Annotated in this window: 13 protein-coding genes; 6 read left to right on the top strand and 7 right to left on the bottom strand. The window is 43.2% G+C overall.

Annotation, left to right across the window (positions count from 1 at the left end; all coding sequences use genetic code 11):
* The first annotated feature begins 1 nt into the window (after window position 1).
* Window positions 2-610: a YitT family protein gene (locus L2W36_RS13560; protein WP_124942163.1), complete on the top strand. Its 609-nt coding sequence runs from the start codon at window positions 2-4 to the stop codon at window positions 608-610.
* Here L2W36_RS13560 and L2W36_RS13555 read toward each other — a convergent pair.
* From L2W36_RS13555 to L2W36_RS13540, 4 genes are all read right to left on the bottom strand, one after another.
* On the bottom strand, window positions 607-1,641 hold the full coding sequence (locus tag L2W36_RS13555) for an HlyD family secretion protein (protein ID WP_198558982.1): 1,035 nt from the start codon (window positions 1,639-1,641) through the stop codon (window positions 607-609). The two genes, L2W36_RS13560 and L2W36_RS13555, sit on opposite strands and share 4 nt — an antisense overlap.
* Window positions 1,642-1,655: 14 nt before the next feature.
* Window positions 1,656-2,972 carry a glycosyltransferase family 2 protein gene (locus L2W36_RS13550; RefSeq protein WP_198558983.1) on the bottom strand — a complete coding sequence of 439 codons (1,317 nt, stop codon included), beginning with the start codon at window positions 2,970-2,972 and terminating at the stop codon, window positions 1,656-1,658.
* Window positions 2,965-4,299 (bottom strand): diguanylate cyclase domain-containing protein, encoded by a 1,335-nt coding sequence (locus tag L2W36_RS13545; protein ID WP_236110264.1) that lies wholly within the window; start codon window positions 4,297-4,299, stop codon window positions 2,965-2,967. Before L2W36_RS13545 ends, L2W36_RS13550 begins: the two co-directional genes overlap by 8 nt.
* A gap of 107 nt (window positions 4,300-4,406) precedes the next feature.
* Window positions 4,407-4,976, bottom strand: coding sequence for a dioxygenase family protein (locus L2W36_RS13540; RefSeq protein WP_124942167.1), 570 nt, complete (start codon window positions 4,974-4,976; stop codon window positions 4,407-4,409).
* A 171-nt stretch (window positions 4,977-5,147) separates the two neighbouring features.
* Here L2W36_RS13540 and L2W36_RS13535 point away from each other — a divergent pair, with 171 nt between their 5' ends.
* Window positions 5,148-5,873 carry an HAD-IIB family hydrolase gene (locus L2W36_RS13535; protein WP_062461329.1) on the top strand — a complete coding sequence of 242 codons (726 nt, stop codon included), beginning with the start codon at window positions 5,148-5,150 and terminating at the stop codon, window positions 5,871-5,873.
* A gap of 71 nt (window positions 5,874-5,944) precedes the next feature.
* Here the strand turns inward: L2W36_RS13535 and ptsP are convergent, their stop codons facing one another.
* From ptsP to dhaK, 3 genes are read right to left on the bottom strand one after another with little or no spacing between them, the layout of a single operon-like run.
* A complete protein-coding gene (gene ptsP, locus L2W36_RS13530; protein WP_236110263.1) occupies window positions 5,945-8,341 on the bottom strand; it encodes a phosphoenolpyruvate--protein phosphotransferase in 2,397 nt (798 codons plus the stop codon).
* 2 nt (window positions 8,342-8,343) lie between these two features.
* Window positions 8,344-8,979: a dihydroxyacetone kinase subunit DhaL gene (dhaL, locus tag L2W36_RS13525; protein WP_006069634.1), complete on the bottom strand. Its 636-nt coding sequence runs from the start codon at window positions 8,977-8,979 to the stop codon at window positions 8,344-8,346.
* A gap of 15 nt (window positions 8,980-8,994) precedes the next feature.
* A complete protein-coding gene (dhaK, locus tag L2W36_RS13520) occupies window positions 8,995-10,053 on the bottom strand; it encodes a dihydroxyacetone kinase subunit DhaK (protein WP_236110262.1) in 1,059 nt (352 codons plus the stop codon).
* 349 nt (window positions 10,054-10,402) lie between these two features.
* Here dhaK and L2W36_RS13515 point away from each other — a divergent pair, with 349 nt between their 5' ends.
* From L2W36_RS13515 to L2W36_RS13500, 4 genes are all read left to right on the top strand, one after another.
* Window positions 10,403-11,488 carry a glycerol dehydrogenase gene (locus tag L2W36_RS13515; protein WP_236110261.1) on the top strand — a complete coding sequence of 362 codons (1,086 nt, stop codon included), beginning with the start codon at window positions 10,403-10,405 and terminating at the stop codon, window positions 11,486-11,488.
* Window positions 11,489-11,611: 123 nt separating this feature from the next.
* Window positions 11,612-12,175: a TetR/AcrR family transcriptional regulator gene (locus L2W36_RS13510; protein ID WP_236110260.1), complete on the top strand. Its 564-nt coding sequence runs from the start codon at window positions 11,612-11,614 to the stop codon at window positions 12,173-12,175.
* A gap of 233 nt (window positions 12,176-12,408) precedes the next feature.
* Window positions 12,409-14,373, top strand: a complete 1,965-nt coding sequence (locus L2W36_RS13505; RefSeq protein ID WP_236110259.1) for a hypothetical protein — start codon at window positions 12,409-12,411, stop codon at window positions 14,371-14,373.
* A 254-nt stretch (window positions 14,374-14,627) separates the two neighbouring features.
* Entirely contained in the window at window positions 14,628-15,257 is a 630-nt protein-coding gene (locus L2W36_RS13500; protein ID WP_236110258.1) for a heme-binding beta-barrel domain-containing protein, read from the top strand.
* Window positions 15,258-15,336: the final 79 nt, after the last annotated feature.

Raw genomic sequence — 15,336 nt, 5'->3', positions numbered from 1 at the left:
TATGGACAAAGATCATAGCCTTAGAGAGAACCTACTCGCTCTCACTCTTGGCAGCGCACTGGTATCACTTGGCGTTATTTTTTTCAACCAAGTGGGGCTACTGACCGGTGGCACTGCGGGACTCGCGCTGTTTATCACTAAAGTGACCGCTCTCAGTTTTGGTCAAGTGTTCTTTATGCTTAACCTACCGTTCTACATTCTTTCGGTAACCCGAATGGGATGGCAGTTCACCATCAATACTTTTATTGCCGTGAGTATCGTTTCATTCGCGGTAGACCATCTTCACCACGTCATTCAGATCGCACACATTGAACCAATCTATGCTGCGTTGATTGGTGGTGGACTCATTGGAATGGGCATGTTGGTCATTTTCCGTCATAAAATGAGTTTAGGTGGGTTTAATATTCTCGCTCTGTTCTTGCAAGAGCGCTTCGGCATACGAGCAGGCAAAGTTCAAATGGCACTAGACTGCACTATTGTGGTTCTGTCACTGTTTGTAGTCGATTTCTACCTCATCGCTCTATCCGTTGTCGGAGCCATTGCAACTAACCTAATTTTAGCGATGAATCACAAGCCAGGACGTTATCAGCCTGTCGCAGCCAACTCTTAAAAGTAGACCTCTACAGGCATACCTTGAATCAGTTCTTCTCTAGGTGGAACTGGTTCATCGATGGTCAATACTACTTCCAACAGAGCTTGCTGGCCCTCAAAAGGCTTGGATAATTGAATCGGTAGTTTTGAGGCAAGTTCTGTAGGGCTAGATACGTGAGCATTAAGTCTCTCTCCGTTCGGTAATTTAACGGTTACTTTGCTCGAAACCTTCGCCTTATCAATGTGTTTTGAATCTAAGTAAGCGATGACTTTAACCTGATCAGTATCTGGCGCAATCGTGATTAACTCCATATGCGCTTCAAACCGCTCCCCTCTTTTTGCAATAACGTCTATCACATGTCCATCAAATGGTGCAGAAATAAGTAGAGCGCGTTTTTGACTCTGTTTGCGATTTAACTCTTGTTTAAGTTGACGAATAATATTGGTAATCGAACCAACATATTGTTCGTCAGCTTCCTCCAACTTCGCGAGAGCCAGTTCTAGCGAAGCTTTGGATTTAAGTGACTGTGCTGAATAATAATTGTTTAAAACAGAAGCATAATCCCCGGTACTGACTAATCCTTCATTATTAAACTTCTGAAATTCACTCTTTATTTTTTCAATTTCGTTTAGGTTTTTCTGTGCTTCCATTTCCGATAAAGCATACATACTCGAAAGGTCTTTTCCTCTGCGTTGAGCATAGCTCTCTAACTCATCAATCTGCCCTTGTAAAAAACTGATTTCATCGTCCAACACTCTATTTTGTAACTGAAGTAAAAACTGTCCCTGCGAAAAACTATCACCAACTTCAAAGAATAGACTCTCAACTACGCTCTCTTGCGGCGCGCTAATAGAAACCGGCTCATAGCTCACGACACCTTGAGCTATAGTAAAAACCTGCGGCTTCACTAGATAATACAGAGCCACCGCAACGGGGAAAATAACTATCGCCAGCAACGCAAACCAGCGAAGCCTATAACCCGTTCGCTTAGCTTCTCCATAGGCAACGTTCATCCCACGTTCTTTTTGTGGCGATTTTTGTTTATTCATTTGAAATGTAACTTTCAAAATCTCTTACCTCTCTTTAGTACCCACCAAGGTGCCATACTCGACTCCTCGTGAGAGCGTCGCACTGTTTCGTTGATAATTGAAAAAGCTGTCACAAATCGAGAAAAGACAGCGTATATCGGATAGAAGACTAGCCAACCAGCAAGGCTAACATCACTTTTTTTTCTCTCGGATATTAAGCATAGGTAAACCGTAAATTTAACTACGACAAAGCCTAGATAAATCCCGTACACGATAAAGGATACTGACGCAAAAAATAAAATTGGGTAGCTAGCAAAAATGTAGCTTGTGAATAGCACGATGAAAATAGGTAACAGGACGTTTTGAAGAACACCATAAACCATCGTATAAAGAAATACAGGCCAGCCGAGTAACCGTGGTGTTAATCCCTTGATATGTTTTCGAAGATACAGAAATAACAAGTCACCATCCCAACGCAGTCGTTGCAGTACAAAGTCCCTTAATGTATCGGGAGCATCTGTGTGCCCAACTGCATGAGGCGTAAAAGCGAGCTTTGACTGTTGGTAACGACGTTTGTACTGTTTGAGGCGCATGGTCAAATCTAAATCTTCAGCAGTATGAGTGTCCCACCCACCAACACGTTTTAACTGCTTCTTCCTAAACGCACCAAATGCTCCTGAGATATTATTTAATAACCCAAATTGACTGGTGCCGGTTTTTCCTCCTTGCATTGACATCATATACTCGAGGGCTTGCATCCTAGTCAGCACGTTCTTGTCCCAATTTCTAACTCTCAATGCCCCACCACTTGCTATGACATTAGAATCGGTAAACTGACGCATCATTTTGAACGTCATATCATTATCAAAAGAGGTGTCGCCATCAACGTTGATCACAATGTCATGTTTCGCTTTATATAAGCCGGTGTTTAAGGTTGAGACTCTGCCTCCTCTCTGCCATTTAGGAATAACCCGAACTACTCTATCTTTACGCGAAGCATATTTTTCTTGAAGCTTCATTGCAGTTTGGTAGGTTTCTACATTCTGAACTGCTCCATCGACAACAGCGAGTATCTCTATATTACCTGGGTATATTTGCTCCACCAGCGTATCCACTGTGACCTCTATTCCCTTTCCTTCACCGTAGCAAGTGATGATGAAGCTAACATTGGGTGTGTGCGTGTTAACTGGCACTTTATTTTTCCAATGCCATTTAAAAATGCCTATTAATACTAAAAGTATCAAAGGCAACTCCACCATCAGAATGACAGGCAAAAACGTAATCAATAATTCTGTATTAGTGAATACTTGAGTAGAGGTTGTTTTTGCGACTGTGATTATGCCCTCAATCATTTAATTCTGACTTCCTTTCACTTAACCATTCGGAAGCAACACTTAGTTCTATGCTTGGCAATAACCAACTTTTGACTATCAAAGAAAGTAATTCTGAATCTACTTTGCCAGCAAACTCTGAAATTCTTGTTTCAATAACGGATAAAAAACTCGACTCACAATGAGGGAGAAGTATAAAGAATACATCGTCTGTGTACTGGCAACTCAAGTCCGTAGTTCTGAACAATGATTCTAACTGTTCTGAAAACGCACTGATAAACTCGATATAAGCGACATCCCCAAACTTCAAAATATAGTCATCTATGTTTTGAACTTTTATTCCAATTAAAAGATCTTGATGTTTATGTCGAAGGGAAAGTTGATTCTTCCAAGCTAAAGTTGCTTCAAAAACCGACGTCGTTACAGAGCCAGAAAGTATGATGTTACGCTTTGATTCAAGCTGATCATCTAAAAGATAGCGTTGCGCACTTTCCCCTACTGAGTAGTGATAATAGCTTCGTGATGTTAGCTCATTGATCGAATTGGTATGGTCACATGTCATACATTTTGCTACCACATCAGATTCTACAAACTCTTGATGACAGTTATTACAATCATACAGCTCTAATGGTCGGTCGTAGTCTACTCCAATATGTTTAAGCTCAGTATGACACTTTGGGCAACTCATTGTTCTTCTTGATAAGAACAGCTTGGCATCATCTACATGGCCACATGTAAAACAGTGCAATGCGTCAAAAGTTTTGATATCAATTGAATGGCACGAAGGGCAAGTATCGACAAAATTCAAGTGTCCAGACTGACAAGAGTGACAATAACGCACTCTGTCGACACATCGGTCAGCTTCTATTAAGTCAGCATCAACTAACCTATGAAGGTAGCGAAAAGGGGTTCGAACTTGGTTATGATAAATATCCAACAAGGGATAACGGTAGATGGCCGTCTCACTGATAACTTTCATCGGAGATAGTGTTCTCGCTTCATCCAGCCATAAATAAGCTAATAATTTGTCGCTCGGCTCATTGATGATTCGATTAAGCTTCTCAAAAGGCAAATGCTTTTCTTTACTAGATAACCAATCACTATCCACTAATCCATCAGACAAATAATCACTCAGGAAACTCGGCTGACAAGTAAATACTCTCCAGCTCCAACCGTAGTTAGAACGGTGTATTTGACTTAACATGCGATCTTGTTCCTCATTGTTCAGGTTTAACACACAAACAACGCCTGATTGCGCTAACAATGTTTCGTTTAGAGCAACACTCTTTAGCTCTAGAGCACTATTGCTGAGCAATTGGGGAACTTTACCTAGTACACATATCGTCATTGAATCTTATCCACATATCAGTAGCTGGCAAACTACTGTTAAAGCTAGCACAAGATTCCTATATTAATACCTTTAACAATCGCTTTAGGAATATCACTTATTTCTATTTAAACAACAAATTGGAAATAGGTTTCCAACTGTTCCCCATTCGAAGTAACATCTAACTGAAGCTGATCTCGTTCACTTCCTCCCCACCATTCTTCGCCTGTTTGATTCCTCAGATATAATTGTGTCGTCAATAACTCACTGTCTCCCTTTTTTAACTTTACGTGAATATGGGGAGGTCTAGTCGCATAAGGGACGGGGAACAAAGTGGAAAAGTTAAAGCGTCCGTTAATATCGGATTCAACAGCTCCAAAGCCGGCAAATGCTCGGTTGAACTGCTCGACATTGGGTTGTTTGGGGTGATCATAGTAACCATCACCATCACACTGCCAAATCTCTACTCGAATTCCAGCTAAAGGCTCACCTTTTGAATTTTGCACTTTACCACTCAGTTGAAAGGGCTTACCAATCAACATTGTTGAATCTAGGATAAGATTCGAACGAATGGGTATGTTCGCTACTGGATAAAACGGACCTTCAGCTTGTGATGGTGTTTTGGGGAGTGGAGTCTTAGCCAATACAGGCCAAGCAAACCATATTGAACAGACTGTTATAAATTGCCTTCTTTGCATCTCAATTCCCTCCACAATCTATAAAACAAGTGTGGCTCACATCCCACGTATTTCTAGTTTTCAGGCTAGTCGCGTTTTTTCTTGTCGCTAGTAAGGAAAAATTCCGTAGAAATATCACTCTGTCTTTTTCCGTTGATATACACTTAAATCAAGAAAAAAGGAGTTTATTCAATGATAAAGATGTTGGTATGCGATTTTGATGGAACAATCAGTGGTGGGCCTACCGATGAGTTATCAGAGTTTACTTCCTACGTTGAAGCTCAAACAGGTATGCAGTTCGTAGTCGCTACGGGGAGAACCTTTCATTCAATTAACGATGGATTAGCTCAGCATACGTTACCTAGACCTAACACTATTGTCAGTGACGTCGGTACTCAGATTCATCATAAACGTACGCTAACCCCTGACTATGACTGGCACACAAAAATGGATTGTCTATGGGATGAAGGACGAGTTTCTGCCGCGTTACATGATTGTGGCTTTTTGGGGAAACAGACACCTGAACATCAGGGCAGCTATAAGCTGACTTATGAAGGGAGATTAGACGGTAAGCAATTACAATACCTACAAGCTCTGTTTCAAGAAAATGAGCTGTATGTCGACCTCACTTACTCGCACGATTGGTTTTTAGACATCACACCAAAAGGTATAAATAAAGCAACAGCCATCCACCACTTAATGAATAAGCATAAGCTCTGTCCTTCAGAAGTTGTCGTTGCAGGCGACTCCGGCAACGATACCGCTATGCTGACCATAGCAGGGATTAACGCAATATTGGTGGCGAATCACTATCAAGAGGTCGCGCACCTTTCTTCTTTATCTCATGTCTATACGGCGAAAAATACCCATGCGCTTGGTGTACTCGAAGGGTTAAAACACTGGCAAAACAATCGATGAATGTGTAGATCCAAACAACAAAAAAGCCAGTAGTGTTAACTACTGGCCATGTTTAGCTATATTAAAGATGATTATACGTTTGCAAAATCTAGGGAACGTACTTTTTGTTTAAGTTCTGGAATCAGTGTAGAACTCGCGCTGAATTTTCTCAGCCCTAGATTCATCAATAGCTCTGTCGCTTTAACATCCCCTGCCATTTCACCACACATACTAACCGAAATACCGGCTTTGTTTGCAGATTGAATGGTCAGTTCGATAGCTTTAATAACCGCTGGTTCGAAGTAATTTACTAGCTCAGCAACTTCAGTGTTTCCTCGATCAGCCGCCATAACATATTGTGTTAGGTCATTGGTGCCAATCGAGAAGAAGTCGACCTCTGCCGCTAAGGCATCCGCGTTGAATACCGCAGCTGGTACTTCAATCATTATGCCAACAGGCAGAGTGGATTCAGGCAACCCCAACTTATCACACTGTTTAGCGATCAATGCTTTCACTGCTTTTACTTCAGCAACCGTTGCAATCATTGGAATCATCAATTGAATGTTAGGTTGTTCTGCGTAAGCTCTTAAAACTGCACGTAACTGCGTTTCAAAAAGCGCTTCATGCTTCAAACACAGACGCACGCCACGTTGACCCAAGAAAGGGTTTTCCTCTTCTGGCATCGGATATGCGGCAAGCGGCTTGTCACCACCAACATCAAGACTGCGGATCGTGATTGGCTTGTCGCCAAACGCAGCTGCAATCTCTTTGTAGACCGTATATTGTTCATCTTCTGTTGGTAGTTCTGCGCTTTCTTGGAACAAAAATTCGGTACGGAACAGGCCAACCCCTTCAGCGCCATTGGCTAACGCCGCTTCTATATCTTCAGGACCACCGATGTTAGCCAAAGCGTGAATCGAGGTACCATCTTGGGTTACTGCTTGTGATTGAGCGTTTTGTAACGCGACCTCCTGAGCCGCAAGCCATTCATGACGCTTGCTCTTTAGCTCTTCCTGTACCGCTTGAGTTGGGGCAAACCACAATAATCCACTGAAGCCATCTACTGTGATGTTATCACCTGCTTTAACCTGTTCAAGGCAACCTTGAACTTTTACTATTGCAGGAATTCCCATAGCTCTTGCCAAGATAGCACTGTGAGAGGTTTTACCGCCTTCACTTAGACAAATAGCTACCACTTTTGATTTATCAAGACCCGCCACATCCGAAGGCATTAAGTCACGAGCGAGTAAAACGCTTGGCTGCTCGATGGTTATCGCCTTCGGCTTCTCACCCGTCAATGACAGCATCACTTGACGACAAATATCATAAACGTCTGCTTCACGCTCACGCATGTATTGGCTTTCCGCAGCTTGATATTGTGCCGCTAGCGCCAACATCACGTCCATCCACGCTTGCTCAGCGATTAACTCCGCTGCAACTTTTGCTTCTGCTTGAGTCGCAATTTCAGGGTCAGCCAACATCATCGCATGCGCAGCAAAGATTTCACCATGAGGCAATTTTGCTTGAGCTTCTAAATGTTGCTTAACCTCTGCGATAGCGTGTTTAAGCTTCGCAAATTCTTGCTCTGCATTGGTAAATGTGCGTATCGGAACATTGGGCATTTCTTGGGTAAAGATGACTGCGGGAGCCGTCACGATACCGCCATTGACACTAATACCGGCCAAGGCGCCTTCAATATCGTTAGTAAGCTCGGGAGCTTGCTCCAATACCTCTTCTACTACTTCACCTTTAGCGACTTGTTCCGCTTCACCAAAGTGCTCATTGGCAAGGCTAACAAAAGCATCTAATGCGTTTTGGGCATCATCACCACTGACATAGAACGTAATCTGTTCATCACAACGAACCCCTAATTTAGCAATGCTATTTAGACTCTTCGCACTGACTTTTTGTCCTGCTTTTTCTAGATACACATCGCTAGAAAACGGCGCTAGACAACCTACGATCGCCGCAGCTGGTCGTGCGTGAATACCATGAGGGTTTTTAACCATCCATTGAAAGCTTAACGCATTCGCATCGTCGGCAGACTCGCCCACAGCGTCAGGAGTCTGCACAGTAAGCTCCTCACCTAGATGTTCTTTTTTCACATCTAAAGCACTGGAGGCTTCAGCGATTACCGCTTCAATAGATAAGCCAGCCGCCGCCGCTACGGACGCTGCCATTGTGCCTTCTACTATTGGCGCAGACACCAGCGCGACTTTGTCACGGGTCTCATCATCTAACAGTTCTAATGCCATTTCAGTACTAAGTAGCGCACTACCTAAGTCCATTAAAACTACAGCACCATCTTGGTCACATACTTCTTCAATCGCCCCCATAACGGCAATTGCATCTGTGCCGATTGGGTTCTCAGGATCATCAACTCCCGCTGCGATCGCAATATTAGCTTTGCCTTGCGTCATTTGAGTGGCCAGTTCGGCCACTCCTTCTGCTAATAGGCGGCTATGCGATACTACTACAATGCCTACCATGCTTACTTTCCTGCTATCGCCTGTCTTAGTGCTTTGATCATTAGAAGTGATGACGTCGCACCAGGATCTTGGTGACCGATGCTGCGCTCACCTAAATAGCTTGCACGGCCTTTCTTCGCTTGCATTTCAATCGTTGACGTTGCACTTTTCTCTGCAACTTCCACCATTTCATCAAGTAAATGATCAGGACTAGTACCGCCTTCTAGAGACGTTTTCATCTCGTTTAGTACAGGTAACCAAACATCACACATGGTCTTGTCGCCCTGCTCTGCTTTACCGCGAGAGATAACACCATCAACACCACTCTTAAGATCGTCAATTAACTCTTGGAAAGTCAAAGATTCACGGCTTCCTACGGACGCAGCTGTACGAATAAATAACGTGCCGTACAATGGACCACTCGCCCCGCCAACGCTAGACAGCAATGTCATACCAGTATTCTTCAAAATGGTTGAGATATTTTGTTTCTCAACTTTTGGCAAGGTTTCTTTTACTTTCTTGAAACCACGATTCATGTTTAGACCATGGTCAGCATCACCGATGTCACGGTCAAGATCAGTTAGAAAATCTTGGTTTTCTTCGTACGATACTGCGCAAAGCTCAAGCCAATTAATGATGTGTTGTTTTTCAATTTGCATATGTTATTCCTCGGCTTACCACTTCATCGCTGCTGTATCTACCGGAGCATCAAATAGCTCTAGCATCTCTGTGTCTGCTTTTAATAGCGTGATAGACACACCTTCCATATTCAGAGACGTACAGTAGTTACCCACTAGGTTACGAGCAAGACGGAAACCTTCTTTCTCACAGTTATGTACCAAACGGTTGTATACACCGTAAAGTTCCGACTCTGGAGTTGCACCAAGACCGTTCACAATAGCGATATAGTCATGATCTGTTTCAAAGTTCTCAATCGTTGACTCTACTTCGTCCCATTCACCTTCGACACGATTCCAAATACGCAGCGTGCGGCTATAAGCGATGTTTTCTTTTAGCTCAAGGAACATCTTGTCAACCAACTCGTCAGCGTTGGTGTATTTAATGCGCTCGATACCCGGTTCACCGTGGATACCAACACCAAATTCAACTTCGTCATCTGCAAGTTGGAAAGATGGTTTGCCCGCTGCTGGTACTACACATGCATCTAAAGCAACACCGAACGAACGGCAGTTATTGTTAATTCGGCGAGCGAGTTCTTCACACTGTTCTAATGAGTAACCTTTATCTGCTGCTGCACCCACGATTTTCTCGACAAGTACTGTGCCAGCAACGCCACGGCGTCCTGCGGTATATAGACTATCTTTTACCGCTACGTCATCATCAATCAACACCGAGCCAACCTTGATGCCGTCAGAATGAAGAAGCTCCACCGCTGTCTCAAAGTTCAAGACATCACCAGTATAGTTTTTAATGAAGAATAAAACGCCTTCGCCCGTGTTCACTTGGTTACCGCACTCGTACATTTGGTCAGGTGTTGGTGAGGTAAATACTTCACCTGGGCAAGCACCCGTCAACATACCCTTACCAATGAAGCCCGCATGCAATGGTTCGTGACCCGCGCCGCCACCGGAAACTAACGCCACTTGTCCTGGCGTTTCCTCATGCCACATATAACGTGGCTCGTAGTTAGCTTTTAATTGTGGGCGAGAGGCAGCAAGACCTTCCATTTGCTCTTTTACAACGTCTTCAACACTATTTATTAGCTTTTTCATACCTTGTTTCTCTTTTGTAATTTTTAATGTTCGTTTAATTGGATTTGTGTAGGTTTAGGTCCATAATATGAACAAATCCTCCCCCGACAACGAAAAGAATTTGCGTTTCATAATGAAACGTTTCCGTTTATTTATCGTTTCATTTTGAAACGCCAACGTCGCTATTTTGTCCTTTTAGTGATCTACTCCAAGATATGAGCATACTCTCCATTCTTCGCAAATCTGGCTTTGCTAGCCATGTCATAAAAACAACAAGCGCAGTGGAGAATGACTTAGTAAACGCAGCCTTGATATCTATGATGAATCCAACGTTGAAACAAAGATAACCATTAACAGAAGGTCTGAAAAAATGGACAAAATTATTATTAGCCCAAGTAAGTATGTTCAAGGTGAAAACGTATTAGGCTCTATCGCTAGCTATGTAAAAGCACTTGGTGCTAACCCACTTGCTATTGCTGATGAATTTGTAACTGGCCTTGTAGGCGACACAGTTAAAGAAAGCTTCTCTAAAGAAGATATGCCGTTGGCAATGGACCTATTTAACGGTGAATGTTCACGTGTCGAAATCGACCGCCTTACTGACATCTGCGCAACTCAAAAGAACGATGTCATCATCGGTATCGGTGGCGGTAAAACGCTAGACACCGCTAAATCAGTAGCGTTTTACACTAAGATCCCAGTTGTTGTGGTACCAACTATCGCTTCAACTGACGCACCAACAAGTGCACTAGCGGTCATCTATACACCAGAAGGTGAATTCGCTGAGTATCTGCTATTTCCTAAAAACCCAGATATGGTCGTTATGGACACCAAAGTTATCGCTGGCGCACCAGTTCGTCTTCTTGTAGCTGGTATGGGTGATGCTCTATCTACTTACTTCGAAGCACGCGCCAACATGACATCTGGCAAAGCAACAATGGCTGGTGGCGCACCAACACGCTCTGCCCAAGCACTGGCAAAACTTTGCTACGAAACGCTGCTTGAAGATGGCCTAAAAGCAAAAGTTGCCGTTGAAAATGGCGTCAGCACTACGGCTGTTGAAAACATCATCGAAGCAAACACATACCTAAGCGGTATCGGCTTTGAAAGCTCAGGTTTGGCGGCTGCGCACGCTATTCACAATGGCTTAACGAAACTTGAAGAATGTCACCACCTGTATCACGGCGAAAAAGTAGCATTTGGTACGTTGGTTCAACTTGTTCTAGAAAACGCACCAATGGAAGAGATTAACACTGTAATCAACTTCTCCCGCGAAGTAGGTCTACCAACTAACCTGTTTGAAATGGGCGTAAAAGAAATCAACAAAGACAAGCTATTTGAAGTAGCAGAAGGCGCAACGGCTGAAGGTGAGACCATTCACAACATGCCATTCCCTGTTACTGCAGACAGTGTGTTCGCGGCGATCCTTACTGCACACCAACTTGGTCAAAAGTAATCTCGCTGTCGTTATGAGAATCAAGAGCCAGCTTTAAGCTGGCTCTTTTTTTTGGTCGATGTTCCCTACTGCCAATTTACTATCTATACTCAAAAAGGTTCTTAAAAAGAGAGAGTTAGGACAGTGACAGCCAAAAGGCAACGTATCTTAGAAGTGGCTCTTGAGCTAGCAACAACGACAGGCATCGATTCCTTATCCACCATTGAGGTAGCGAAACAGGCAGAGGTTGCAAAAGCAACGCTATTCCATCATTTCAAATCTAAACAGGCTCTCACAAATGCAATTTATGAATCGATCAAGACAGATTACGACTTTTTTACTGGCCATGAGACCCTAGATATCAATGCTCGATTAGAGCTTTTATGGCGAGAAAGCCTATCTTGGGCAATTGTAAATCCAGAGAAAGTAGCATTTTTGAGCATGTATTACACATCTCGCTCTGTTCCTAGAGAAGCTCGTCAGCGAGCTAAACAGCAATCACTTGATGGACTGCACCGTCTTATTCAGGAAGCCCAACACCGTAATGGTTTACAAAATGAGAGTACAGAAGTGCTAGTTGAGTCTGTCTATTCAATGTTTATGTCTACAGCGCAGAACCTAGTTTACGAAGAGCATCAACGACAAGCATTGTTTGTTGATGGAAGTACTTTAGTGTTCAAACGTTTACTAAACTGCCCTGTTACCTAACACTACTCTCTTCCTTCCTCACCTCTGTGCATGTGTTAGTTGTTAACTAACATACATTTATCTGAGTTTAACTTTAAGTGAACCAAACTTAATCCACATCTTAGTGCTGTTGATTGTTCTCGACCGACCGGATGGTTAGTATTACCCCATCAACTGAGGCGAGACAGCAAATTAGGAAGTTTCTTCTCTTTATGTCTAAGAACAACTTACTGAATTTACACATGAGGATTACCATGAAAGCTTCTAAACTCGCGACTATTCTTCCTGCTGCTCTTGCGCTATCCGCTAGCGTCCATGCAAGTGACACACTGTCGTTTGATGTGACGGTAGAATCTGACCACCAACAAATTAGCGATGCTCAAGTATCATTGTGGTATACACAAGCTGGTCAATCACCAGTGCTTATGGCTGAAGGTAAAAGTGGACACGATGGCCTGGTATCATTTTCTGAGAATACACGACAAGACGACGGGGTCTATTACCTAACGGCAAAAGGCGGCACTATCCAAGGCAAGTCCGTCGAAAAATACCGAAGCTTGGCAATTTTAAATAGCCAGCAGCAAGGTGACATTGTACTGAATGAACTCTCTACTATCGGTTCACTTTGGCCAAATGCCCAACAATACGTTCAAAACTATGGTTTAAGTGGCTCTAAAAACGGGTTACTTATCGGCTCAGAGCAAGTTCAAAACTTAGTTGATGTGCAAACAGGCCAGTTTGGCTCCACAGTAATCAACGGAGTTAACTCAGCAGACTCCGAGACCGTCGCTCGAATGAATACGCTTGCAGCATTAACTACGCTTTGTGGTGCAGAGCAAGCACGCGGCTTATGTGACCAATACTTAGCGATCACAAATAGTGATGATACTTTGGAAGCACTATCCAAGATTGCCCAACAGCCCTATTTACACACTAAGGCTTTGTTTGATCAGTTTGCTAATGCCTATGTCTATCCAAAGGGGGAGCAGCGTCGAGATACAGACTTTTTACCATACTTGAGCTACAGGCCAGATGATTTTGCACTTATGGTTCGTTTCACTGGTGGCGGTATTTATTCTCCGGGTCGCCTGATGTTTGATAACGAAGGTCAGCTTTGGAGCGGACAAAACTGGATGCCAGGTTCTCAGTCGGGCTTAAGTACAGCGATTGGCGGTGGCGTAGTAAAAATGGCGCCGAGTGGCAAGCCACTATCCCCTCCTCTAGTTGGGTATAACAGTCAAGGACTCGATGGCAGCGGCTGGGGTACTACTGTGTCAAAAGACAAGGTTTGGATTAGTACATTCAATGCAAAAGTTGGTGTATTCGATCTGACAGGTAAAGCACTCGGCCCTGCAACTATTAATGGTCAGCACGGCCAATTACAGGGTCTAGCAACTGCTCCAAATGGCGATGTATGGGTTTGTGATAACCAGTACAATCATATGATACGTTTCCCTAAAGGCGATTACACTAAAGGCGAGATCGTTGATGTACCGGGACTTAAACGACCATTTGCGGTCGCTGTTGACAACAATAACGTGGTTTGGGTAACAAATAACGGCTCAATGACAGTCACACGTTTTGAGGCAGATAACCCGGCTAATGCGAAACAAATTAAAACTGGTATTGCTCCACGTGGTCTCGCTATTGATTCGAAAGGCAACGTATGGGTAGGCGCTAACTTGTCTCCAGGTTACCCGTTACCTAACATTCCAAAAGGAACAAGCATTATTGATGAATTCCGTATCTCAATTGAGAACATATTTGCGCACCAAGCTGATATACCAAAAACAGGCAACGTAACTATGATTTCTCCAGATGGTGAAGTGGTAAAATCTAACTTACTTGATAAAGAAATCTATGCAGCATGGGGGGTTAGTATTGACGGTGCTGACAATGTCTTTGTGGGTAACTTCTTAGGTACAGGTTTTGCTCAAGTGTGCGGTGAAGATACTTCTAGCTGCCCTGCGGATACCAAAACGGGTGACCTTATTCACTCATACAAAAGTGGTGTTATGCAAGAAGCAACCGACACAATGGTGGACGACGCAGGTAACGTATGGGTAGCCAATAACTGGAACGTTATTACTGCTTTAACTGATAAAAATCCTGAGCGCAGAACATCAACCATGGGAGGAGGAAACGGTATTGTCGTGGTTTACGGTATAGCTCAACCAGTGAAAAATCCGTTAATCGGTCAAGTACGAACAAACAAATAGAGTAATTAAAATACCTTTATAAGTTGACACTTAGAAAGGCCTACTATGTAGGCCTTTCGTCGTTTCTTTGCCCAAACAAACCCACAGAATTGAAACTTCATAAGCGTAATTCACATCTAGAAACAGATACTAACCTTATGAATCAGTTGAATTTATTTTGCGGAAGCAAACATGATTTAGATTAATTTTTACACATCAATATGCACTTAGTATCTCTTGTGAAAAATAACTCTAATATCAATAAGGAAGCAGTAATGAAATCAACAGCTGTACTAAGTTTATCGGCGATACTTTTAGCTCCAATTTCAGCAATGGCAGATCACACGGTAATCGACGGTATGGACTTCGGTCCTCTAGCTCAACTTGTCGGAACATGGAAATCAGTAGAAAGCGGCGGTGTCGATATCTCTCCAGCTCAGGCAGGTACCGAACAAGGTAAAGGTGCACCTGCCATTACGCCGTTCTACGAGACCATGACGTTTGAAGTCGCAGCAGATGCGGTTAATGCCAGTGAGCAAACGCTTGTTGCGCTGTACTACAAGCAAGAAGTTTTCCGCAAAGCAGACGATACTAAGTTCCACGACCAACGCGGTTACTTTATCTATGATCAAGAGAACCAAATCGTTTACAACTCGTTCTGCGTACCGAGAACCACTTGTGTCACTGCAGAAGGTGCTGCTGGTAATGACATGACATTAGTGATGTCAGAAAGAGGTGTCGCTGAATCTAACTTTATGAAAGAAAAAGCAAGCACAACCGGTTTCACAATGAATATCAAAGTTGACGGTGACACGCTGACTTATTCTCAATCGACAATACTGAGCATCTATGATGGTGAATTTGCTCACACAGATTCGTCCGTACTTGAACGCGTAACGAACTAATACAATACGCAAAAATAACTCTTCTCAGCTGAAGCCCCGCGCTTCAGCTGTTTCTCTTTATTTTCCTACCACACTCGCC

The organism is Vibrio sp. McD22-P3 (assembly GCF_021568915.1).
Lineage (GTDB): Bacteria > Pseudomonadota > Gammaproteobacteria > Enterobacterales > Vibrionaceae > Vibrio > Vibrio mediterranei.
Note: the sequence above shows the minus strand (reverse complement) of the source record. Positions and strands in the feature narration are given on the sequence as shown.

What these genes read in the sequence shown, in the direction of transcription:
- L2W36_RS13555 (WP_198558982.1), bottom strand. Translation starts at nt 1,641, where the DNA reads ATGAATAAACAAAAATCGCCACAAAAAGAACGTGGGATGAACGTTGCC.
- L2W36_RS13500 (WP_236110258.1), top strand. Translation starts at nt 14,628, where the DNA reads ATGAAATCAACAGCTGTACTAAGTTTATCGGCGATACTTTTAGCTCCA.
- ptsP (WP_236110263.1), bottom strand. Translation starts at nt 8,341, where the DNA reads ATGGTAGGCATTGTAGTAGTATCGCATAGCCGCCTATTAGCAGAAGGA.
- dhaL (WP_006069634.1), bottom strand. Translation starts at nt 8,979, where the DNA reads ATGCAAATTGAAAAACAACACATCATTAATTGGCTTGAGCTTTGCGCA.
- L2W36_RS13535 (WP_062461329.1), top strand. Translation starts at nt 5,148, where the DNA reads ATGATAAAGATGTTGGTATGCGATTTTGATGGAACAATCAGTGGTGGG.
- L2W36_RS13505 (WP_236110259.1), top strand. Translation starts at nt 12,409, where the DNA reads ATGAAAGCTTCTAAACTCGCGACTATTCTTCCTGCTGCTCTTGCGCTA.
- L2W36_RS13545 (WP_236110264.1), bottom strand. Translation starts at nt 4,299, where the DNA reads ATGACGATATGTGTACTAGGTAAAGTTCCCCAATTGCTCAGCAATAGT.
- dhaK (WP_236110262.1), bottom strand. Translation starts at nt 10,053, where the DNA reads ATGAAAAAGCTAATAAATAGTGTTGAAGACGTTGTAAAAGAGCAAATG.
- L2W36_RS13560 (WP_124942163.1), top strand. Translation starts at nt 2, where the DNA reads ATGGACAAAGATCATAGCCTTAGAGAGAACCTACTCGCTCTCACTCTT.
- L2W36_RS13540 (WP_124942167.1), bottom strand. Translation starts at nt 4,976, where the DNA reads ATGCAAAGAAGGCAATTTATAACAGTCTGTTCAATATGGTTTGCTTGG.
- L2W36_RS13550 (WP_198558983.1), bottom strand. Translation starts at nt 2,972, where the DNA reads ATGATTGAGGGCATAATCACAGTCGCAAAAACAACCTCTACTCAAGTA.
- L2W36_RS13515 (WP_236110261.1), top strand. Translation starts at nt 10,403, where the DNA reads ATGGACAAAATTATTATTAGCCCAAGTAAGTATGTTCAAGGTGAAAAC.